This is a genomic window from Chryseolinea sp. H1M3-3 (assembly GCF_029360725.1).
Taxonomy (GTDB): domain Bacteria; phylum Bacteroidota; class Bacteroidia; order Cytophagales; family Cyclobacteriaceae; genus Chryseolinea.
Genome location: NZ_JARKMY010000010.1, coordinates 15,883 through 38,280, shown reverse-complemented (window position 1 = coordinate 38,280; position 22,398 = coordinate 15,883). Strand labels below are relative to the sequence as shown.

The following is a 22,398-nucleotide window of genomic DNA, read 5'->3' as shown; positions in this document are numbered from 1 at the left end:
CATTTATGAAGGCATCGATGCTTGATGGATATAATGGGACAAAGCCGGCGTTTGATTAATACTTCCACAAACGTTTGCATTTCTGGGAAAATTTGGAAATATTTAGTTATAACTAATCCCAAATTTTATGAGTTTGAATAACCCGAACCGCATTCCTGAAAACTATGGTCTGCGCATAGCTGCTAGTTTAATACTCTTTTTCCTAATCATGAAGCTTGTTGGATTAAGCCATCATGCGGAATTACGACTCTTTAACCTGGTGATACTAAGTGTGGGCGTTTTTATGGCATTGAAAAAATTCAAGCACACTCATGCCACGCACTTAAATTATTTCCGAGGACTTATTACCGGTGTGGCTACTGCTGGGATAGCTTCATTAATTTTCGGAATGTTTTTATTCCTGTATATGAAACTCGATAACGATCTCATGCAATCTATTATCGATAATGAACCAATGGGAAGATATCTAAATGCTTACATCGCGGCCTTTATTGTAGTATTGGAGGGTTTCTTCTCCGGATTGCTGGTGACCTTTGTTATTCTTAACTGGATCACAACGGACGAAGTAAGCGCTCCATTGGATACGGAGGCTTAATTGATTGTTAACCGATTCATCGCTCCGATAAATATTTTCAGTCTGGGTGCATTATTAAATGCAGCATGCAGACCTTTGCATAGGTGTTGTGTTAATAATACTGCGCTTAAGCGAATGGATAAAGTTGAAGCGATGCTGAGGGGCATTCTCAGAGACTTGGAACGGGTGAGATTAGTTTACGCCAATTATGTTGCGTTAGCGCAGTATTGATTTAAAATACACTAACATTTAGGGTGTGTAAGTATAACAAGATCAAGATCCGAAATCAGTTATATGAAAAGACTTTTCGTTGTATTAATTTATTTCGCAGCACTTCAAACCACTTTTGCTCAAACACTTTCAACGGGCGAGCGAAAATTTTTGATCGATTTGTTAGAAGAAAACTCAAAAAAATTTTTAACAAAGATTGAACAGGTGAGCGATGAACAATGGAGGTTCAAGCCATCATCTGACAAATGGTCTGTCGGTGACATTGCAGAACATATTACTATTTCAGAAGGCTTCTTGTTTTCAATCGCACAAAAACTCTTACAATCACTACCTGATCCTGAAAAAGCAAAAAACTTGGAAGGGAATGAGCAGCGGATTCTTGCAAAAGCAATGGACCGGACAACAAAAGCACAAGCCCCGGAACCGATAAAGCCGCAAGGGAAATTCACGTCGAAGTTTGAATTGATAGCGGCATTTAAAGCAGCTCGCGAAAAGACCATAACGTATATCAAGACCACGAGCGACCCTCTGAAAAATCATGTAGCACCTCACCCGGCGGTAGGCGACTTAACAGCGTATCAATGGCTCGTTTGGATAGTCGCCCATGCCAACAGACACGATGCGCAACTTGAGGAGGTAAAAGCCAACCGTAATTTTCCGAAGATTTAATTAAAGTTAAAGGATCTCGATCTCAATAACAGTGTCAATCTCATTGAGCTTGTCTTTGGGAATTTTAAAGCTTAGGCCAAAATCATTCAGTGAAAATTTAAGCGGCGTCTTATCCTGAAAGATTTTTACGGATTTAATTTTCTTTCCCCAAGATGGAATTGTAATCGATTCATCGAACCATTTTAATAGGTGTACATAGACTTTGTTTCCGTTTTGTGTGGTAACACCCCAGTCGCGTGCCGTTAATGGTCCGCCACGCGTACCATAAATTGTTTCGCCATAAATCCTGATCCATTCTCCCATCTCATTAAGCAAGGCAACATGTTCGGGCTGGATTTTTCCATTTGGCATCGGCCCAATGTTTAATAAAAAGTTAGCGTCATATCCAGCGGCCTTGACCAAATATTGAATGAGATCTTTTTTACTCTTGTGCTTGTCATCTTTTAAATGGAAACCCCAGGAGTTATTGATGGTTTCACAGGTTTCTTTTGGCAAGGTGCCAACTTTAGACTCGGCTGAGAAACCGGTGGTATTGTGTCCTGGCAAATCTTTTTCAAACATCTGAAAATCTTCCCCCGGATATGGCGCACGGTGATGATTGCTTCCGACCAGCGCTGCAGGTTGTAACTGATGGATGAGATTATAAGTTTTTTGCAACCTCCAATCAGCATCTTTTTTATCCCACATTCCGTCAAACCAAATGCCTGCTACTTCGCCATAGTTTGTAAGCAACTCCGTGAGTTGGGCATCCATGTAATCAAGATATTTATTCATATCGCCGCTTTCTGGTCTGCCCGTCCAGCTTCCGCCTGTATTTCCGCGTGGAAAATAATCGGGATGATGCCAGTCAAGTTGAGAATGATAAAAGAAAAGTTTGATCCCTTCTTTTTTGCATTCATCTGCAAGCATCTTCAATACATCTTTTCCGTAGGGTGTACGTTTTACGATGTTGTAGTCGGAAACTTTACTGTCCCACATGGCAAAGCCATCATGATGTTTACTGGTAATCGTGATATATTTCATTCCTGCTGCCTTTGCCATTTGCACCCAGGCTTTCGCATCAAATTCTGTCGGGTTGAAGAAGGAAGGAATTTTCTCGTAAATATTTACAGGTATTTGCTGTTGGTTCATGACCCACTCTCCATCACCGAGTACACTATAAACCCCCCAATGGATAAACAAACCAAATTTGGCGTTCTGAAACCATTCCCTGGTTTTTAGATTTTCAGGCGATGGCTGGTATGACTGGCCGTGTAAAGGATTAACTGTTGCCATATACAAAAATAATAACAGCATAAAAGTCAGAAGTATTCTGAATTTCTTAGTAGTACCAATGCAATCGTGCCTGACGTTATTTTGTATTCTTATGTTCATGGAGATTTATTTTAAATTGCGGCTTCAGAAAATTAGGGATTCATTATGAGATACAAAAGCATCAACAAGGAACTCTTCGTGTCAAATCGAAAAAGATTGTTGAAGGAACTCAAACCAAATTCACTTGTGGCATTAAATGCAAACGACATCATGCCCACCAATTCAGATGGCACCATGCGTTTTCGTCAGAATAGTGATTTGTTTTACTTAACAGGCGTAGACCAGGAAGAAACGATATTGGTGCTGTGCCCGGACTTCCCGGATAAAAAGTATAAGGAAGTATTGTTTCTTCGAGAAACCAATGAGCACATCGCTACGTGGGAGGGGCATAAATTAACAAAAGAAGAAGCTCGTGAATTAACAGGAATTGAAACGGTGCTTTGGGTTTCAGAATTCTGGAGATTGTTCAATACCATGATGGTGATGGGCGATACACAACACGTTTATTTGAATACCAATGATCATTATCGCGCCGATTCATCCGTGGTCACAAGAGAAATGCGATTTGTGAAAACCTGCATGGAAAAGTATCCGCTTCATACCTATGAAAGATTGGCGCCAATCATGCATAAGCTGAGAAGTATTAAGTCGAAATATGAAATAGAACTTTTGCAACAGGCGTGTGATATTACTGAAAGGGCATTTCGACGTGTATTAAATTTTGTTAAACCCGGGGTAAGAGAAAATGAAATTGAAGCGGAGTTTATTCATGAATTCATAAAAAGCGGATCACGTGGCTTTGCGTATGAACCCATCGTTGCGGCTGGGAAAAATTCCTGTGTACTTCATTATATCGAAAATGATGAAGTTTGTCAGGATGGAGATATTTTACTACTGGATGTAGGTGCCGAATATGCGAACTACAATGCCGACCTGACCCGCTCCATTCCGGTGAATGGAAAATTTTCAAAGCGGCAAAAAGAAGTCTACAATGCTGTTCTTCGTGTACATCGTGAGGCCGTCAAGTTGCTGAAACCTGGTGAAAAATATTTTGATTATCATAAACAGGTTCAGAAAATCATGGAACATGAACTGATAGGTTTAAAATTGATCGATAAAAAAGATGTAAAGAATCAAGATCCGAATAAGCCTTTATTCATGAAATATTTTATGCATGGCACCGGTCATCAACTTGGCCTTGATGTGCATGATGTTGGAAACATGTATCATAAAATGCAAGTGGGCCAGGTTTGGACCGTTGAGCCCGGGATTTACATCCGTGAAGAGGGATTAGGTATACGCATTGAAAATAATGTTGTGATTCAACGGAATGGTGTTATTGATCTGATGAAAAATATACCCATTGAAGTAGAAGAAATTGAAGAGATTATGAATTCGTAAGACAGTCTATGCCAATGGAATCAAGCATTACAAAATGAACGTAGCTGCCAACTCCAACACCCCGAACTTCAACACCCCAACACTCCCAAGATGTATAAAAGAATATTTCTGAGTATAACATTACTGGTCCTCCTTACCCTGGCGAAGGCGCATGAATTTTGGATACAGCCAACGAAATTCTTTTATAAAGCGGCTGAAAAACTGGTACTAAGTTTTAAAGTGGGCGAAAACTTTATGGGTGAGCCTTGGAATCTCAAAAAGGATCGTATCGAAACATTTCAATTGCATCAGTCCACCAATGTGACTAATCTTTTAGATAGCTTAAAAGAAGGGAAGCAAGATAACTTGAGTTACACTTTGAAAGAGGAGGGAACTCATATGGTTGCCATGCAAAGCACAAATGCATTCGTTGAAATGAGTGGAGAAGATTTTAATACATATTTAAAGGAAGATGGCCTTGATGATATTTTAGAACATCGGAAAAAGACAAATACATTAACAGCACAGGCGAAGGAATTTTACTCGAGGCACACAAAATTGTTGGTCCAGGTTGGAGGGAAAAGAACGGATGTATCTAAAAAGATTTTAGGGTTTCCGGTGGAGATTGTTCCCGAAAAAAATCCCTACACGCTAAAAATTGGCGATCCGATTCGGTTTAAAATTCTTTTTGACGGCAAGCCTATGTTTGGTGTGAGAACTAAAGTTTGGAACCGATTTGATAACCGCACCACCATTCAAAACATCTACACGGAAAAAGATGGGACGTTTGAAGTGCATATTAGTAACCCTGGTCCCTGGATGGTAAGTGTGGTACGCATGGTGCCTTCAAAAGATCCTGCCGCTGAATGGCAGAGCTACTGGGGAAGTTTGATTTTTGGAATTCAAAAATAATGATGGAAAAGATACACTCCGACAAAGCTCCTGATCCGGTTGGGGCTTATCCGCACGCAAAGAAAGTAGGCAATCTTCTTTTTTTGTCTGGCGTGGGCCCAAGAGAGAAAGGATCAAAAGAAATTCCAGGGGTTACGTTGGATAAAGGGGGAAATATTGTGAGTTATGATATTGAACAACAATGCCACGCTGTGTTTCAAAATGTAAAATACATTCTTGAAGCCTCCGGTTCCTCATGGGAAAACTTAGTGGATGTTACTGTTTTTCTCACGGACATGAAAACGGATTTCCCAACCTTCAATAAAATCTATGCTGAATATTTTAAAACAAATCAGCCGTGCAGAACTACTGTTGAAGTGAATGCATTACCAACACCGATTGCTATTGAATTGAAATGTATCGCTGTTGTTTAAATTACAATAGCTCGTTACTTCGCCGTCATTAAAAATTTGAATCCTTTAATAAAACGTTCCGCAATTGGAAGCACTAGTGTTAAGAGATAGCATCACCCGAAGTATGAGTGACGAAGTGTTTTTGAAATTCTGTCTCGAAAACTCCGGCCTTCGTATCGAAAGAAATAGCAGTCTCGAAATAATTATCACATCACCCGTTAGCACGTTATCTGGACTTCATAGCTCTGAAATATTTGGTCAGCTTTACCAATGGAATAGCAAGAATAGAACTGGTGTTGTTTTTGACAGCTCCACAGGTTTTACCCTTCCAGACCGATCTGTATTTTCACCAGATGCTTCGTGGGTTTCTATTGGGAAGTGGAATTCCATACCTGACGATGATAAGAATAAATTTGCACCGCTTTGTCCTGAATTTGTAATTGAAGTCAGTCAAAATCCGATCATCTTGATGACTTAAAAAAGAAGATGACCCTATGGATTGCTAACAAAACTGAACTTGGGTGGCTCATCGATCCAATAGAAAAAAACAATTATGTATTTCGTGCTGATGGATCGATAGAAACGATCCGCGGATTTGATGGTAAGTTAAAAGGTGAAAAACCTGTAGAAGGATTTCAGCTGGACTTATCGCCTCTTATATAAATCGCAAAGTCTCTTTTTTTGGCGGAAATCGCCTACACAGCGAAGCTCTCTCCGCATCCGCAGGTACGTGTTGCATTTGGATTGATAAACTGGAATCCCTTCCCGTTCAATCCATCGGAGAAATCCAGAGTGGTACCCAATAAGTACAACAAGCTTTTTTTATCTACGAGAATCTTGATCCCCTTGTCTTCAAAGATCTGATCGGCAGGTTTTACTTCGTCATCGAAATTAAGATCATACATTAATCCGGAGCAACCTCCACCTTTCACCATTACACGAACGTTATTGTGCACGGCTCTGCCTTCTTCCTTGCGGAGAGAGATAATCTTGTCTTTTGCTTTGTCAGTTACGCTTATCATACAATACAAACTTAAATCTAAGAAATTGGGTTCAATACAACGCTGAATACTGTAATGGTATTCATATCCCTTCCATAATACAATTTTTGCAATGCATCTAAAATATTTCCTGCTTTGAAATATGATGTGTGCAATTCAGTATCACCCTTGGCCACCCACTGAATGGTATAGGAGTTTTCTTTTTCCTTATAGCTTTGCACATACGATAGCATTTTTGAAAGGGCATGAACTTTATCAGCTCCTGTCTCACTATGGAACAGAAACGCCTGGTTGTGACGGGGATTGATCGTGATCAAATCAAGCTTTACCTTTCCCTCCAGCGTTGTGTATTCAAACACCAGATCTGACGTACGCAACCCCAAATAGTCTTTGATTTCTTGCTGTATGCGGGCTGCTTCTACATGCATCTCACTGAGTGTCTCAATCATGATACTAAAGTTTCATTGCGTAAACTTTTAAATTAATCAAAAAGTTTCTTCATTACTGCAAAGTTAACAAATATGGAAAAACTAGAGCACATTGGAATCGCCGTAAAGAATATGGAACAAAGTAATGCTTTGTTTGCATCGTTGTTAGGCCAGGCGCATTATAAGATCGAAACGGTTGATTCCGAGGGTGTTCGTACTTCTTTTTTTAATATCGGAGGCGTAAAAATCGAGCTTTTGGAGGCCACCAAAAATGATTCGCCTATCGCCAGGTTTATCGAAAAAAAGGGCGAGGGTATCCATCATTTGGCATTCTCGGTTTCTGACGTTGCCGAAAGCATCGAACAGTATAAAAAGAAGGGATTTGAGGTTATTAGCGAGCTTCCTAAACGCGGAGCTGACGACAAAATAATTTGTTTTTTGCACCCTAAATCCACCGGCGGGGTGTTAATAGAGTTGTGCCAGGATATTTAATTTTTAATTTTCCTCAGCTGACTAGTGCTTTTGCCGCCAAACTGGATTTCGTTATAGTACTTTTGTTTCTTTTTACCCTTAGCCGTTTTATAATACGGTTTTGGCGAGCTGCAGGCACTCATCATCAATAGCGCTAAGAGTATTCCAACATACTTTTTCATAACCTCACATTCTACTGCATAAGTACACTGAATATACCATGTAAATCGTGCTTATTCACCGATAATCTTACTTTTGCAGGACGAATGGTCTCTCTGCACGCCAAAAAGACCTGATAAAAATAACGTATGAGCGAAACCCGATCCGAAATAAATCAACTGGGAGAATTTGGTCTTATTGACCGTATTCATGAAAAGTTTAGCCTCAGAAATCCGTCATCACTAACTGGCATTGGCGATGATGCGGCGGTGATAGATGCTGGCAACGAATGTGTGCTCATTTCAACTGACATGCTGGTGGAAGGCATCCATTTTGACCTTTCCTACACACCTATTCATCATCTTGGATACAAGGCAGTGGCAGTGAACGTGTCTGACATTGCAGCCATGAATGGACGAGCCGAACAAATTACCGTGAGTATTGCCTTGAGCAACCGATTTTCGGTGGAGGCGGTGGATGCCTTATACGCAGGAATAAAAGCAGCTTGCGAAAATTATAAAGTGGATTTGGTTGGTGGCGATACAACATCATCTTCTTCGGGGTTGGTAATCTCCATTACCGCCATTGGAAGAGCTAGGAAGGAAACGATTTCATATCGAAATGGGGCAAAGCCTAATGATATTCTTTGTGTTACAGGTGATCTTGGCGGAGCTTTTACTGGCCTCCAGGTTTTGGCCCGCGAAAAAGAAGTCTATCTCACTAACCCTGATATGCAGCCCAACCTTGAGAAATACGAATACATGGTGGGTCGTCAATTGAAACCTGAAGCCCGTACCGATATCGTTTTTGATCTGGAAGAAGCCGGTGTAAAGCCAACGTCTATGATCGATATTTCAGATGGCCTTGCCTCGGAGTTATTTCATATAGCTAAAAACTCTGGTGTTGGTTTTAGGATTTATGAGGATAAGATTCCTATCGATCACGCAACGTACGAAACAGCAGTTGAATTTAAACTTGATCCAATAACGTGTGCCCTGAACGGTGGAGAGGATTACGAGTTGCTTTTCACCATCGCCAAATCAGACCAGGAAAAGATCAAGAACCATCCCGATATTCATTTTATAGGGTATGTACACGAACGAAAAGGAGAGAACGTACTGATAACCAAACAGGGAAATGCGGTACCGGTAAGAGCGCAAGGTTGGGACCATTTTAAGTAGCTTCGACGAGGCAAGGTCACCACCAGCGATATCCCAGCCATCCCGTTGCTCTGCTAATCTTCAGGATAAGGAATGAAAACAAAATTTGTAAACTGCGGATCGATTACAAATAAGCAGCAAAATTCGTCAGGATCTTTATAAGCTTTTTCAAAGTCCTCTACCTTGTCTTTGGCTACGAGTTCGCGCTGAATAAATTCGTTCAGGAACGACGCGTAGTAATACCAGGTTGTTCCATTAATTTCGGGCTTAAGAAGAATTTCACCGATTGGCTGTTCCATTTTGCAAAGCGGAAATATTGGAAAATCAAAGCCTGCTTTTCGAATTTGATAAGAGGCTTCTTTTAATGTATCGGAGACTTTTACAAAATCTTCGGAGATTGTGCCAAGGTATTTTCCGCTTAATTCAGGATCGTTGTGCATAGTGCAAAAAGAGTGTTAGACAAAATTAGTTCTGTTTTAAGAATGTGTCAGCATGCAATTTTAAATCAGGCATAAAAGTCTCAAACTCGTTTTTAAATTCTTCATAGAACTGTTCCAATTCGAAAATGGATTCATTCATTTTTGAATCATAACGTGTTCGTCGGGAAATTCCTTTCAACGCCTGACCTATTCCCTGAAGATTTCCGTAGTTGACAAGCCAGTTATCTCGCATCATGTAGGGCAACATGTTTTTTACAGCTGCCGGTAAAATGGAATGATACTCCTGCATGATGCCATAAACCTGATCAGCAAACTGCGGAAGTGGCGTTGCATGATACGCCGTCCAGTACTTGGATAAAAAATGATCATAAAAAATGTCAACAATGACGCCTGCATAATGCCTGTATTTTGGTCGCAGCTTTATTTTGCTTTGCTGAACGACTGGATGGCGATCTGTAAACTCATCAATGGCTCGGTGGAGTTCTATGCCCCGTGCAACGCCCGCATGAAAATTGTCAGGGAAATTTCTCCCCTTCACAAAATCACCAATAAAATTGCCAACCATAATCTGCGGATCGTCATTTGATAAATAAATGTGGGCCAGGAAATTCATGCTCTGTAAAGTTATTGGTTATTTGCCATTAAGTTTCCTAAGTTGAAAATCTCCTTGAGTTCTTCACACACACGCACATGATTGAAGACCCTCTAAACTAAATGTTATGTCTGCATTGAACCAACTAAAATTGCTTATTAGCCTGGCTCAAATTGATGGCAAAGTCGCGGAACGAGAACGCAATTTTATTACGGCTATTGGTAAAGCAAACGAAGTACGTCCCGATGAGATTGAACCCCTTTTTGACCAGCGACATGAATTGATTATACCGGGTGATTTAACCGACGATCAAAAATTTGATTATTTATTTTCATTAGTTCAGCTCATGAAAATTGACGAACGCATGTACAAAGAAGAAATGCTATTCTGTTCTAAAATTGCGGCAAATCTTGGCTACAGCAACGATGTGATGTTCGAACTTCTTCTACATGTAAAGGCTGGCGTGATGGAAAAAGACGAAGTTGTAAACCTGAAAGAAATAACGCAAAAGCATTTGAAAAGTTAGTTCATTATACCCGTCCTTATTGATTCCAAATGAAACATTTTTTACTTTTTTTTTTCCTGGTAATAGTTATTTCGGCGACTGCACAAAAAACTATCCTCCATTGTGGCTTCCTGATCGATGGTAAAAACAATGAAGTGCAAGCGCAAATAACCGTAATTATTGAAGGCGATAAAATTACGGGAATCAGCAAGGGGTTTATTCCGAAAGGGAGTGCCGATACGCTTATTGATCTCAGTACTAAAACCGTGATGCCCGGCTTGATTGATATGCATGTGCACTTAGAGGGTGAAACCAGTAAAGATCAGTCATTGCAACGGTTTACATTTAATGAAGCAGACATTGCGTTCCGAGCAACTGTCTACGCAAGAAAAACCTTGATGGCTGGCTTCACCACTGTGCGAGATTTAGGTGGTACCGGCGTAAATACGTCCTTACGAAATGCAATTAATCAGGGATTAGTAATTGGCCCGCGAATTTTTTCGGCAGGGAAATCAATCGCGACTACCGGAGGCCATGCCGACCCTACCAACAGTTACCGGAAAGATTTGATGGGCGATCCCGGTCCCAAAGAAGGTGTGATAAACTCTGCGGATGATGCACGTAAGGCCGTCCGGCAACGCTATAAAGATGGTGCCGATTTGATCAAGATCACTGCGACGGGAGGTGTGACAAGCCTCGCAAAAGATGCTTCGGGGCCTCAATTTACGGACGAGGAATTGAAAGCAATTGTTGAAACCGCCCGGGATTATGGAATGCATACTGCGGCACATGCGCATGGTGCGGAAGGGATGAAACGTGCAGTGTTGGCGGGCATTACCACTATTGAACATGGCACCTTAATGACGGAAGAAGTGATGGATTTAATGAAACAAAAGGGAACGTTTTATGTGCCCACCCTTACCGCTGGAAAATTTGTAGGTGAGCAAGCAAAAATTCCGGGTTACTACCATCCATTGGTTGCTCCCAAGGCGGCGGCGATCGGCCCGCAGATTCAAAAAACTTATGCAAAAGCCTACAAACGCGGTGTTAAAATTGCTTTCGGAACTGACGCAGGTGTTTATTACCACGGCGATAATGCGCAGGAATTTGCGCTTATGGTGGAGGGAGGAATGCCTCCCATCGAGGCGATCAAGTCTGCAACCGTTGTCAATGCAGGAATTTTAAATATGCTGGATAAGATTGGTACCATCGAGCCGGGAAAACTCGCAGATATTATAGCGACCGACGAAAATCCATTGAAAAACATTCGAGCTCTTGAAAAAGTGAGCTTTGTTATGAAGGAAGGCAAAGTTTACAAGCAATAGTTCTGAATAACATAAGATCGATTAATGTAAACCTCAGGCTGCAAATAACAACAACTTGGAAATTCCTTCCCTCGGGTACTTCGAACTGCGTCACCCCACCACTTTTCCATCAAAGAATTACTTACTTTTGCAGTCTTAAAAAAATTGCTGAGACCTGGTAAATTCAAAAAGCCGGGAAAAGACGCAATCACTTTTTGGGAGAACTGAACAACATAGAGGAGAGAGATGGAAAACATCCGCAATTTTTGCATCATAGCACACATCGACCACGGCAAAAGTACGTTGGCAGACAGGCTTTTAGAATTCACTGGTACTTTAAATGAGCGCCAGATGGAAGCTCAGGTCCTTGACAACATGGATCTTGAAAAAGAAAAAGGTATCACCATAAAATCACATGCCATCCAGATGAACTATAAGATGGATGGCAAGGAATATGTGCTGAACCTGATAGATACGCCGGGTCATGTCGATTTTTCATACGAAGTTTCCCGATCTATTGCTGCTTGTGAGGGTGCCTTGCTCATTGTGGATGCCAGTCAGGGAATAGAGGCTCAAACGATCTCCAATTTATACCTTGCTTTAGAGCACGACCTGGAAATTATACCGGTTTTAAATAAAATAGATCTGCCTCATGCTATGCCCGATGAGGTTACTGATGAGATCGTTGAATTGGTGGGATGTAAGCGTGAAGATGTTATCCGTGCCAGTGCGAAAGAAGGAAAAGGAATTGAGGAGATTCTGCGCGCAGTAGTACACCGGGTTAAAGCACCAAAGGGAGATCCGAAAGCACCGCTTCAGGCAATGATTTTTGACTCAGTTTTTAACTCCTTCAGAGGTATTGAAATCTATTTCAGAGTCTTTAATGGGACTATACGCAAAGGAGAAAAAATTAAGTTCGTCAATACCGCCAAGGAATATTTTGCGGAAGAAATTGGAATTCTGAAGCTAGACAAAAAACCTAAAAATGAGATCAGCGCCGGCAATGTGGGCTATCTCATCTCTGGAATAAAGGTGGCGAGCGAAGTACACGTGGGTGATACGATTACCAATGCATTAAATCCTGGCGAATCATTGAAGGGTTTTGAAAAAGTTAAGCCGATGGTTTTCGCTGGAATCTATCCTGTGGATACCACAGAGTTTGAAGAACTTCGCGCCTCAATGGAGAAACTGCAGTTAAACGACGCCTCTCTGGTGTGGGAGTTGGAGACGTCTGCTGCCCTTGGTTTTGGTTTCCGATGCGGGTTCCTGGGCATGCTCCATATGGAAATCATTCAGGAGCGACTTGAACGCGAGTTTAACATGACGGTAATCACTACCGTTCCATCGGTTCAATTTCAGGCGTTCTTAACAGACGGTTCCCATATCTTTGTCAATGCGCCTTCCGAAATGCCGGATCCGACGCGCATGACCAGAATAGAGGAGCCTTATATTAAAGCTCAGATCATTACTAAGTCAGAGTACATTGGGCCCATTATAGGATTATGCATGGACAAGCGGGGGGTGATCAAGAACCAAAATTATCTGACAACGGATAGGGTAGAGATGTCTTTTGAAATGCCCTTGTCGGAAATTGTATTCGACTTTTTTGATAAGCTAAAATCAATTTCTCGCGGATATGCGTCACTTGATTACCATTTAATAGGCTTCCGTGAGTCAGACATGGTAAAACTCGATATCATGTTAAACGGTGAAAAAGTAGATGCGCTGAGCGCCATCGTTCATAGAGGGAAATCACAGGATTGGGGGAGAAAGCTGTGTGAGAAACTGAAGGAACTCATACCACGTCAGATGTTCGAAATTGCTATTCAAGCAGCTATCGGTCAGAAAATAGTGGCGCGTGAAAACATCAGTGCCATTCGTAAAAATGTGTTGGCCAAGTGTTATGGCGGTGATATTTCCCGTAAACGAAAACTCTTGGAGAAGCAAAAAAAGGGTAAAAAACGCATGCGCCAGGTAGGGAATGTCGAAATACCCCAGGAGGCTTTTATGGCTGTTCTCAAAATTGATTAATGCCTCGTTTAATTCATGCATTTACCAAGCATGCAATGTCGAGTGTATAAAAGGAAATAAATGACATCGAAAAGTATGTCATCAGAAAATTTGAAATACTTGCGTTAATGGAAGATACCATTCAAACCACTTACACCATTATCGATGGTAAAAAAATTTCCACCGATATCAAGACAGAAATTGCACTGAAAGTAGCTGCAAGGAAAAAACAAGGAAAGAAGATCCCGCACCTTGCCATTATTCTCATCGGTGATGACGGTGCAAGTCAGACTTACGTTGACAACAAAGTAAAGGCCTGTAAAAGTGTGGGCTTCCATTACACCATGCTTCGTTTTGCTGATACCATTAGTGAAGAACGTTTGATGAAGCACATCGACCATGTTAATAACGATGACGATGTAGATGGTTTCATCGTACAACTTCCGTTGCCGCCGCATATTTCAGTGGAGCGCATCACCGAAAACATCCGCTCCGATAAAGATGTCGACGGTTTTACAAACCACAACTTTGGAAGTATAATTTCCAAACATCCATTGCTAATGCCGGCGACACCATTTGGTGTAATGGAGTTGCTGCGTCGTTATAATATACCGACGGAAGGTAAACATGCCGTTGTTATCGGTGCAAGCCGTATAGTAGGTGCTCCGTTAAGCATGATGCTTACAGAACAAGGCCACGCCACGGTAACAATATGTCATAAATACACCAGGGACCTGAGCAGCTACACCCGGATGGCTGATATTTTACTGGTGGCAGTTGGAAAACCAGGTCTAGTTACCGCGGACATGGTGAAAGAAGGTGCCGTGGTAATAGACATTGGCACTACGCGCGTGGAGGGACCAGAATACCAAAAGGGCTGGGCTATAAAAGGAGACGTCGATTTTAAGAATGTTGCACCGAAGACATCCTATATAACGCCCGTGCCGGGTGGCGTGGGTCCTATGACCATCGCCTCATTATTGCTGAACACTTTGCGTGCGACGGAATTAAGGAATCCTTAGCATCGAAATACTGTTAAGGTGGTTGGTATTTCAGAAGATTCATATCCAATGGTTGAGGTGAAAGATAAAATTTCCGCTGAAGTACTTCCCTTGATGGAAGATTTCTATACCATTCAGGGAGAGGGCTACTATCAGGGGCATGCTGCTTACTTCATTCGCTTAGGCGGTTGTGATGTTGGTTGTGCCTGGTGTGATGTTAAAGAATCATGGGATGCTTCAGCCCATCCGTTGGTGCATGTAAATGACATTTGTGCAAAAGCAAAAGCCAGTGGTACCGAAATTGTTGTTGTTACCGGCGGCGAACCTGTTATGTATGATCTATCCAGGCTCACACAGCTGTTGAAAGCAGCCGGCCTACGAATACATATCGAAACATCAGGTGTTTATCCTTTGACCGGAACGTGGGATTGGGTTTGCTTCTCTCCTAAAAAATTCAAGAATCCGGATGTTTCAATTTTTGGGAAAGCTAATGAACTTAAGGTTATTGTTTATAACAGAAGTGACTTTGCCTGGGCCGAAGAATTTGCAGCAAAGGTAAATTCATCCTGTCATTTATTTCTTCAACCTGAATGGTCAAAAGAAAAAGAGATGTTGCCGCTTATTATTGACTATGTAAAAGCCAATCCGAAGTGGCAGGTGTCCCTGCAGATACATAAGTATATGAATATTCCTTAGGTAGCGACCGCTGCTTTAAATGTTAGGTTATAGAGTTTTGAAATAGATTAATTGAATGACTCTTTCTGAATTCACGACTAAGATGAATCAATGGGGAAAAAACAAAATCCCGTTTTTTTTCATGGTGGATTTTGAAATGAGGAAACCCGAGATTATAAAATTAAGCACCATTGCCTCTGGGGATGTTCTGTATGCCATCAACGGTGTCAGTAATATAAATAACAAAACCGTAGCGAGCACAAACAGCATTGCTATTCAAAAGTCACCCGGGTCTCTTTCTGATTATGAAAATAAATTCAATCAGGTTTTTAAACACCTTTCGTATGGCGATACATTTTTAACAAACCTTACGGTGGCAACGGAAGTAAAACTGCCCGACACGCTGAAAAATATTTTTCTTCAATGTGACGCTAAGTATAAACTGTTTTACAAGGATCAATTTCTGGTATTCTCGCCTGAGACATTCGTAAAAATCAGTCGTGGTAAAATTTATTCCTTCCCCATGAAGGGAACCATTGATGCCACCATACCGAATGCAAAACAGAAAATATTATCTGATAAAAAAGAGTTGGCTGAACATGTTACTATCGTTGACTTGATAAGGAATGATTTGAGCCAGGTGGCTACTGATGTTACGGTAAATCGCTTTCGGTATATCGATGAAGTCCGTACCGGGGCTAAAAACTTATTTCAGGTTAGTTCTGAAATCAGCGGCCAGTTAAGTGATGATTATGAGAACTGCTTAGGCACTATTTTGTTAAAACTGTTGCCTGCCGGCTCCGTTAGTGGTGCACCAAAACCCAAAACTTTGGAAATTATCAAGGCGGTTGAAGGGGAAGACAGGGGATATTATACGGGTGTATTTGGGTATTTTGACGGAAATGAATTAGACAGCGGGGTAATGATCCGTTTTATCGAAAATAGATCGGGAAAATATTTTTACCGTAGCGGAGGCGGAATTACTACGCAGAGCCTTGTAGAATCTGAATATCAGGAAGCTATTGATAAAGTTTATGTCCCTGTTGCTTGAATCCATAAAGTTACAAGACGGTGAGTTTCGAAACTTGTTTTACCATGAGCGGCGTATGAACCGTGCGTTGAAGTTTTTATGCGGCGTTCAGGATCATTTTTATCTCGAGGAATTTTTAAAAAATATCGACGTACCCAAACAAGGGCTGCACAAATGCAGAATTGTATATGATGATACTTCAAGGGATGTCGAGTTTATTCCATATCAGTATAAAACCATTAACTCCTTAAGGATTATCGAACACGACCGGGTTTCGTATGAATTTAAATATGCGGACCGGAAACTATTAAACCGTTTATTCGATCTCCGCAAGGATTGCGATGACATTCTTATCATAAAACGAGGCCTTGTAACAGATGCTTCATTTGCTAACATTCTTTTCCGAAAGGGCAAACGATGGTACACGCCATGGTCAGCCTTATTAAAAGGTACTATGCGGGCGAACCTGTTGGAACGGGACTTTATACAGGAAGAGGAGATTAGAGTAGAGGATATCAAAACATTCGATTCTTTTAAGCTTATCAATGCGATGGTTGAGTTCGACAACCCTGAAGTTGACATCAACCACATTATCACATAGCCGGTGCGCCTTGTCCATGTTAGCTCCATGTTAGCTCCATGTACGCTCCATGCTTCTCCATGCTTGGCCATATTTACCAGGTCCAAAGCTGGAAATGGCCGTAGGTCGAAATATTGTGACACGACCTGCCAGGAACCCTGAATGTTACTATTTTTACATTTTAAGCAAGTCGATAACACGTGGCAATATTTCGGATACTGATATTTTTGTTTTTTACTGCAATTACCTTTCAGGCATTATCACAAGCTGAATTAAGCACCAAATCCAAGAAGGCGATAGAGCTTTATACGGTAGCGGACAACTTTAGGGTAAGAGGGCAATTTGAAGAAGCAATAAACTTGTTGAGCCAGGCGCTGGCAAAAGATAGAAATTTCGTAGAGGCGTATTATCGCCGCGGACTCACTTACTTCTCTCTGAAACAATATGCAAATGCCAAGGCAGATTATGAAATGGGATTGAGTCTGACGTCGGATTTGCGGAAACAGAAAGTTTTTTGGTATGATTTAGGCGAACTCTACCTATTGTCTGGAGACTATGAAAAGGCCATGAAGGTTCTCAGTGCCTTTATCAACAATGAATCCCAGAACAAACCGAAATTAGCGCGTGCAACTGCCCTTTTTCGAAGCGCTGAATTTGCCTCAAAAAACCAATCAACGAAGTCATACCACCGCCGCGAACTCAGCGACACAGTGAATCGCTTTGTGATGCAATATTTCCCAGTGCTAACGGCCGATCAAAGGCAACTCATCTTTACACGAAGAGCAGGGGATGGGCCGAACGATGACGAAGATCTGATGGTGAGTAAAAAAGATGATAAGGGTAGATGGACGGCACCCGAGTCCATTTCAAAGAACATTAATACGCCCCTCAATGAAGGTACATGTTCGATATCCGCAGATGGTCGCCGACTTATCTTTACATCTTGTTCAGGACGAGATGGCATCGGCAGCTGTGATCTCTATGAGAGTATAAAGGAGGGAGATGTTTGGACAACTCCTAAGAACCTGGGACGGAATGTAAACACCAGTGAATGGGAATCTCAGCCTTCGCTCTCGGCGGACGGCAGAACGCTTTACTTTGTTTCTGATCGCCGCGCAGGTGTGGGCCGGCGAGATATATGGATATCGACCCTCGATGAGACGAATACCTGGACCAAAGCGGTCAATGCAGGTAACGAGATCAATTCACTCTTTGATGAAATTTCTCCTTTCATTCATGCGAACGACAGGACTTTGTATTTTGCATCGAATGGGTTGCCTGGTTTTGGCGGATATGATATTTTTTATGCCGAAAGAGATTCGGCCGAATGGGAAAACCCGCAAAACATTGGGAACCTGATCAACGATCACGAAGACCAATTTTCTTTTTTCATCACAGCCGACGGCAAGAAAGGCTATTACTCACACGAGGAAACATTGCCTAGTGGTCTTTCACGAAGTAAAATTTACGAAGTACAAATTCCAGCTGAGAATCAAGTGCGATTCCGCAGCAATTATGTAAAAGGGATTATTCGTGATAAGATAACCAAGGCGTCGCTGAAAGCGAGCGTGGAACTAATCAATATCGATCGCAATAAAAGAGTTTCATTGGTGGAGTCTGACTCCATCACAGGCGATTATCTAATGGTTTTGACGCAAGGCGCAGAATATGCGCTATACATTAATAAGAAAGGCTACCTTTTTAAAAGCTTCAACTTTAATTATTCCGGAATAAACGACTTTGAACCCATCGTTATCAATATCGATCTGGAAAAAGCAACAGCAGGTTCCATGGTGGTGTTGAACAATGTTTTTTTTGACCTGGATAAGTTTGATTTGAAACCAAAATCTATCCCTGAGTTGGAAAAAATTATCCGCTTCATGCGGGAGAACCAACAAGTCCGTGTGGAAATCAGCGGTCATACTGACAATTCAGGACAGCCAACGTATAATAAACAATTGTCTCAAAAGCGTGCATTATCCGTTTTTCATTACCTCACCCAAAAAGGTATTGATAAAGATCGGCTTGTTCCAATAGGCCACGGATCAGATAAACCTCTAGCCTCCAACGACTCAGAACAAGGTAGGCAACAGAACCGCAGAATCGAATTCAGGATCATAAAATAAGCGTTTTTCAGTACTGGAATCGTTTTCATAACCCTATATGGGGTATTTTTACTGCCACTTTTATACTAATTTTTGTGGTAAACAGCTTCCTTCAATTGACATTTTGTTTTAAGTTTGATTAGTTTTTTACGAATCATTAACCTAAAACTTACAGAAGTATGAAGAGATTTCTACTGATCTGCTTTACAGCGGTGTCTATTTTCGCCAGTGGCGCACTATGGGCACAGGATCTTACCGTAACGGGGAAGATCACATCCTCGGAGGATGGGACCCCCTTGCCCGGTGTTAACGTTGTGGTAAAAGGAACAACAGTTGGTACCGTATCTGATGTAGGAGGAACTTACTCCCTCACAGCTCCCGCCAATGGTACACTTGTTTTTACTTTCATTGGTCTTGCAACACAAGAAGTACCTATCAGCAATAGGTCAACCGTTGACGTTGCTATGGCACAGGATGTTCAACAGCTTACTGAAGTTGTTGTAACAGCACTTAACATCCCAAGGGAAAAAGCTTCTCTGGGATATTCGACTCAAACACTTGACAATTCTGCCGTAACAACTGCAAAGCAACAGAACTTTGTAAACTCCTTGTCAGGTAAAATCGCTGGCGTGCAAATCAGAACTACCGGTAACTTCGGCGGTTCTTCTAACATTGTCATTCGCGGTAACAAGTCAATTTCCGGAACTAATCAGCCGCTCTTTGTTGTGGATGGTGTACCCATCAGCAACCGTACAGGTAACTCTACCTTCCAATCAGCCGGACGGTATGGTTATGACTATGGAAATGCAGCGTCTGATATTAACCCAGAGGATATTGAATCCATCAACGTTCTTAAAGGTGCTGCTGCATCAGCATTATACGGTTCACGTGCCGCCAATGGTGTGGTCATGATCACCACTAAAAAAGGTTCTAAAAGAAAAGGAATTGGCATTGCTATTTCTACCGGTGTAACCGCTGGTCAGATTAACAAGGATACTTTCGTTGAATACCAAGACAAATATGGTGCTGGATATGCTGCTCCATCTTTTGGTTATTATGGTCCTCAGGGATTCTTTGAAGATGATATCAACGGTGACGGTACACCCGATCTGGTTGCGCCTACATTGGAAGATGGTTCATATGGTGCCAAATTCGATCCCAATCTTAATGTCTATCAGTGGGATTCTTTCGTGAAGGAGTCTCCAAACTTCGGTAAGGCTTATCCTTGGATGGCTGCTAAAAATACGCCTGTTGACTTCTTTGAAACTCAAATGGAGTATAGCAATTCTATTGCTTTAACCGGCGGAACAGATGTTAACACATTTCGTGTTGGCTACACTAACTATAAAATGAAAGGTTACTTGCCAAACCAAAATCTGACAAGGCATAATTTCAACCTCAATGCTACAAGTCAAATCAATGAAAAACTTAAAGCAATCATCGCGGTGAATTATGTGAATAATGAAACATTGGGACGGAACTCAACTGGATATGGCGACAATCTAATGGGTAACTTTAGACAATGGTGGCAAACCAACGTTGATGTTAAATCTTTGGAATCTTTGTTCAAACAAACGGGAAGAAATATTACCTGGAATGGTGGGGACTATAATGATCCCGAAACTCCGATCTTCTGGGATAATCCATATTGGACACGTTACAAAAATTATCAAACAGACAATCGTTCCAGAGTTTTTGGAAACGTAGCATTAAGCTATGATATGAACAAATGGTTAAATGTAATGGGTCGTATCACCGTTGATACTTACTCTGAACTAAGAGAGGAAAGAAGAGCGGTTGGCAGTGTTCCTACAGAATTTGGGGTCACTAAAGGTGATGGAACTAAGAATGACGAAGGTTCTGGATATCAAAAAGAAGAGCTTAGGGTAAGTGAATTCAACTATGATCTTTTCCTGACAGCGAATAAACAACTCTCAACCGACTTTCATTTAACTGGAATTTTAGGTACAAATATTCGTAGAAATAATTTTGACAGAACACTTGCTTCAACCAATGGCGGCTTAGTAGTTCGCGATCTTTATTCATTAAACAATTCACGTCTCGGTATTCTGTTGCCTGTTGAAGATGCAACACGCAAAGAGGTTTATGGATTTTTTGCTAACGCAAACCTTGGGTTCAAGAACATGGTATACGTGGATGTCGCCGCAAGAAATGATATTTCTTCAGCGCTTCCACGGGGCAATAATTCTTACTTCTATCATTCAGAAGCATTGAGTTTTGTGTTCAGCGAATTGATCAAGGCTGACTTTATGGATTATGGAAAAATCAGAGTCAACTATGCAGAAGTAGGAAATGACACGGATCCTGAAAGAACAACTTCCACGTTTGCAAGACCTGATAACTTTGGAAGCACAGTGTTGCAGTCTTATCCAACCTACGTAAACAACCCTGATTTAAAGTCTGAAAAGACCAAGAGCTGGGAAGCAGGTATCGAGTTTGCGGGAATTGACAGACGCCTTACTTTTGACTTAGGTTTATATAAAACAAACTCTGTAAACCAAATTGCTGAAATCGAACTCTCTAAAGCAACAGGTATGCATTACAAATACCTCAATGGTGGAGATATTGAAAATAAAGGTGTGGAGGTAGCATTTGGTTTCGATATCATCAGAAACAACAACCTGAAGTGGAATGCTGCAATCAACTGGTCTAAAAACATCAGTGAAGTGAAATCACTTCCTGCTGGTATTGAAAACTATGTGATCGAAAGCTACCAAGGTGGTGTTACTGCTAATGCTACAGTTGGTCAACCTTATGGTGCACTGAGAGGAACAGGTTTTTCTTATCTAAACGGCAGAAGAGTTGTTACCAACTCTGGTTATTACGTAGCGGTTGCTGATCAGGTAATTGGCAATCCTAATCCAGATTGGAACGGAGGTTTTATAAACACTGTATCATATAAAGGTCTTTCACTGAGTTTCTTGATTGATGTGCAAAGAGGTGGTGACATTTACTCGCTAGACATGCACTACGGTCAGGGTACTGGTATACCAGTGCATACTGGTGGTAACAACGAGCTAGGAAATCCGATAAGAAATCCAGTTGCTGAAGGTGGTGGGATTCTTTTCGACGGCGTGAAGGCTGATGGATCAGAAAACACGACCAGAGCGCGCGCGGATTACTACGGTGGAGCCTTCTATTGGGGTGATGCAACAAGAAATCCTGCTGCAATGACAGTGTACGATGCCTCGTATGTGAAACTCAGAGAAATTTCAATAGGCTATACGTTGCCTAACACAATTTTAGGAAATGTTTTCCAACGCGCAACCCTTTCTCTGGTTGGTCGCAATTTGTGGATCATCGACAAAAATCTGCCATACTCCGATCCGGAATCAGGTCTGGGAGCTGGTAATGCACAAGGTTATGTATCCGGTGCTTATCCTACTTTAAGAACCGTAGGTTTCAAACTAGATCTTGATTTCTAAACCTAAACTGGAAACAAAC

The 22,398-nt window shown here is 41.5% G+C and carries 22 protein-coding genes and 1 pseudogene; 17 read left to right on the top strand and 6 right to left on the bottom strand.

The features are described 5' to 3' along the window. Positions 1-127 precede the first annotated feature (127 nt). Positions 128-595, top strand: a complete 468-nt coding sequence (locus tag P2W71_RS17065) for a DUF4199 domain-containing protein (protein ID WP_276372504.1) — start codon at positions 128-130, stop codon at positions 593-595. Positions 596-868: 273 nt separating this feature from the next. Next, positions 869-1,474, top strand: coding sequence for a DinB family protein (locus tag P2W71_RS17060; RefSeq protein WP_276372503.1), 606 nt, complete (start codon positions 869-871; stop codon positions 1,472-1,474). A 6-nt stretch (positions 1,475-1,480) separates the two neighbouring features. Here P2W71_RS17060 and P2W71_RS17055 read toward each other — a convergent pair whose 3' ends face one another. Beyond that, positions 1,481-2,848, bottom strand: a complete 1,368-nt coding sequence (locus tag P2W71_RS17055; RefSeq protein ID WP_276372502.1) for an alpha-L-fucosidase — start codon at positions 2,846-2,848, stop codon at positions 1,481-1,483. 45 nt (positions 2,849-2,893) lie between these two features. Here P2W71_RS17055 and P2W71_RS17050 point away from each other — a divergent pair, with 45 nt between their 5' ends. From P2W71_RS17050 to P2W71_RS17035, 4 genes and pseudogenes are all read left to right on the top strand, one after another. Further along, the gene (locus tag P2W71_RS17050) at positions 2,894-4,189 is read left to right on the top strand and encodes an aminopeptidase P family protein (RefSeq protein WP_276372501.1); all 1,296 of its coding nucleotides are present in this window, start codon (positions 2,894-2,896) and stop codon (positions 4,187-4,189) included. 90 nt (positions 4,190-4,279) lie between these two features. Continuing rightward, positions 4,280-5,080, top strand: a complete 801-nt coding sequence (locus P2W71_RS17045; RefSeq protein ID WP_276372500.1) for a DUF4198 domain-containing protein — start codon at positions 4,280-4,282, stop codon at positions 5,078-5,080. Beyond that, positions 5,080-5,493 carry a Rid family detoxifying hydrolase gene (locus P2W71_RS17040; protein WP_276372499.1) on the top strand — a complete coding sequence of 138 codons (414 nt, stop codon included), beginning with the start codon at positions 5,080-5,082 and terminating at the stop codon, positions 5,491-5,493. The genes P2W71_RS17045 and P2W71_RS17040 overlap by 1 nt, the downstream gene beginning before the upstream one ends. Positions 5,494-5,596: 103 nt before the next feature. Further along, positions 5,597-6,135: pseudogene (locus P2W71_RS17035) on the top strand (Uma2 family endonuclease). Positions 6,136-6,167: 32 nt separating this feature from the next. Here P2W71_RS17035 and P2W71_RS17030 read toward each other — a convergent pair. Together P2W71_RS17030 and P2W71_RS17025 are read right to left on the bottom strand one after the other, a co-directional pair. Further along, positions 6,168-6,494: an iron-sulfur cluster assembly accessory protein gene (locus P2W71_RS17030; protein ID WP_276372498.1), complete on the bottom strand. Its 327-nt coding sequence runs from the start codon at positions 6,492-6,494 to the stop codon at positions 6,168-6,170. Between the two features lie 17 nt (positions 6,495-6,511). Next, positions 6,512-6,922: a hypothetical protein gene (locus P2W71_RS17025; RefSeq protein WP_276372497.1), complete on the bottom strand. Its 411-nt coding sequence runs from the start codon at positions 6,920-6,922 to the stop codon at positions 6,512-6,514. Positions 6,923-6,994: 72 nt separating this feature from the next. Between P2W71_RS17025 and mce the strand changes: the two genes are divergently transcribed. Further along, on the top strand, positions 6,995-7,393 hold the full coding sequence (gene mce, locus P2W71_RS17020) for a methylmalonyl-CoA epimerase (RefSeq protein ID WP_276372496.1): 399 nt from the start codon (positions 6,995-6,997) through the stop codon (positions 7,391-7,393). Here mce and P2W71_RS17015 read toward each other — a convergent pair. After that, entirely contained in the window at positions 7,390-7,554 is a 165-nt protein-coding gene (locus tag P2W71_RS17015) for a hypothetical protein (RefSeq protein ID WP_276372495.1), read from the bottom strand. The genes mce and P2W71_RS17015 overlap by 4 nt on opposite strands. 126 nt (positions 7,555-7,680) lie before the next feature. Between P2W71_RS17015 and thiL the strand changes: the two genes are divergently transcribed. Next, positions 7,681-8,712 carry a thiamine-phosphate kinase gene (gene thiL, locus P2W71_RS17010; protein ID WP_276372494.1) on the top strand — a complete coding sequence of 344 codons (1,032 nt, stop codon included), beginning with the start codon at positions 7,681-7,683 and terminating at the stop codon, positions 8,710-8,712. Positions 8,713-8,765: 53 nt separating this feature from the next. On the opposite strand, the gene P2W71_RS17005 is transcribed toward thiL, so the two are convergent. Both P2W71_RS17005 and P2W71_RS17000 read right to left on the bottom strand, forming a co-directional pair. Beyond that, a complete protein-coding gene (locus P2W71_RS17005) occupies positions 8,766-9,131 on the bottom strand; it encodes a hypothetical protein (protein WP_276372493.1) in 366 nt (121 codons plus the stop codon). A 25-nt stretch (positions 9,132-9,156) separates the two neighbouring features. Further along, positions 9,157-9,744 (bottom strand): ACP phosphodiesterase, encoded by a 588-nt coding sequence (locus tag P2W71_RS17000; RefSeq protein WP_276372492.1) that lies wholly within the window; start codon positions 9,742-9,744, stop codon positions 9,157-9,159. A gap of 106 nt (positions 9,745-9,850) precedes the next feature. On the opposite strand from P2W71_RS17000, the gene P2W71_RS16995 reads away from it, so the two are divergent. The 9 genes from P2W71_RS16995 (at position 9,851) to P2W71_RS16955 (ending at position 22,379) form a co-directional block, all read left to right on the top strand. Then, positions 9,851-10,249, top strand: coding sequence for a TerB family tellurite resistance protein (locus tag P2W71_RS16995; protein ID WP_276372491.1), 399 nt, complete (start codon positions 9,851-9,853; stop codon positions 10,247-10,249). 29 nt (positions 10,250-10,278) lie between these two features. Further along, positions 10,279-11,553 carry an amidohydrolase family protein gene (locus P2W71_RS16990; protein ID WP_276372490.1) on the top strand — a complete coding sequence of 425 codons (1,275 nt, stop codon included), beginning with the start codon at positions 10,279-10,281 and terminating at the stop codon, positions 11,551-11,553. A 225-nt stretch (positions 11,554-11,778) separates the two neighbouring features. Continuing rightward, positions 11,779-13,563, top strand: coding sequence for a translation elongation factor 4 (lepA, locus tag P2W71_RS16985; protein ID WP_276372489.1), 1,785 nt, complete (start codon positions 11,779-11,781; stop codon positions 13,561-13,563). 107 nt (positions 13,564-13,670) lie between these two features. Next, positions 13,671-14,564 carry a bifunctional 5,10-methylenetetrahydrofolate dehydrogenase/5,10-methenyltetrahydrofolate cyclohydrolase gene (locus tag P2W71_RS16980; protein WP_276372488.1) on the top strand — a complete coding sequence of 298 codons (894 nt, stop codon included), beginning with the start codon at positions 13,671-13,673 and terminating at the stop codon, positions 14,562-14,564. Positions 14,565-14,612: 48 nt separating this feature from the next. Beyond that, a complete protein-coding gene (locus tag P2W71_RS16975) occupies positions 14,613-15,239 on the top strand; it encodes a 7-carboxy-7-deazaguanine synthase QueE (RefSeq protein ID WP_276373334.1) in 627 nt (208 codons plus the stop codon). A gap of 55 nt (positions 15,240-15,294) precedes the next feature. Continuing rightward, positions 15,295-16,269, top strand: coding sequence for an aminodeoxychorismate synthase component I (locus tag P2W71_RS16970; protein WP_276372487.1), 975 nt, complete (start codon positions 15,295-15,297; stop codon positions 16,267-16,269). Continuing rightward, positions 16,253-16,849 (top strand): aminotransferase class IV, encoded by a 597-nt coding sequence (locus P2W71_RS16965; RefSeq protein WP_276372486.1) that lies wholly within the window; start codon positions 16,253-16,255, stop codon positions 16,847-16,849. Before P2W71_RS16970 ends, P2W71_RS16965 begins: the two co-directional genes overlap by 17 nt. A gap of 179 nt (positions 16,850-17,028) precedes the next feature. Continuing rightward, on the top strand, positions 17,029-18,954 hold the full coding sequence (locus P2W71_RS16960) for an OmpA family protein (protein WP_276372485.1): 1,926 nt from the start codon (positions 17,029-17,031) through the stop codon (positions 18,952-18,954). 158 nt (positions 18,955-19,112) lie between these two features. Further along, positions 19,113-22,379, top strand: a complete 3,267-nt coding sequence (locus tag P2W71_RS16955; protein ID WP_276372484.1) for a SusC/RagA family TonB-linked outer membrane protein — start codon at positions 19,113-19,115, stop codon at positions 22,377-22,379. The last annotated feature ends 19 nt before the right edge of the window (positions 22,380-22,398 follow it).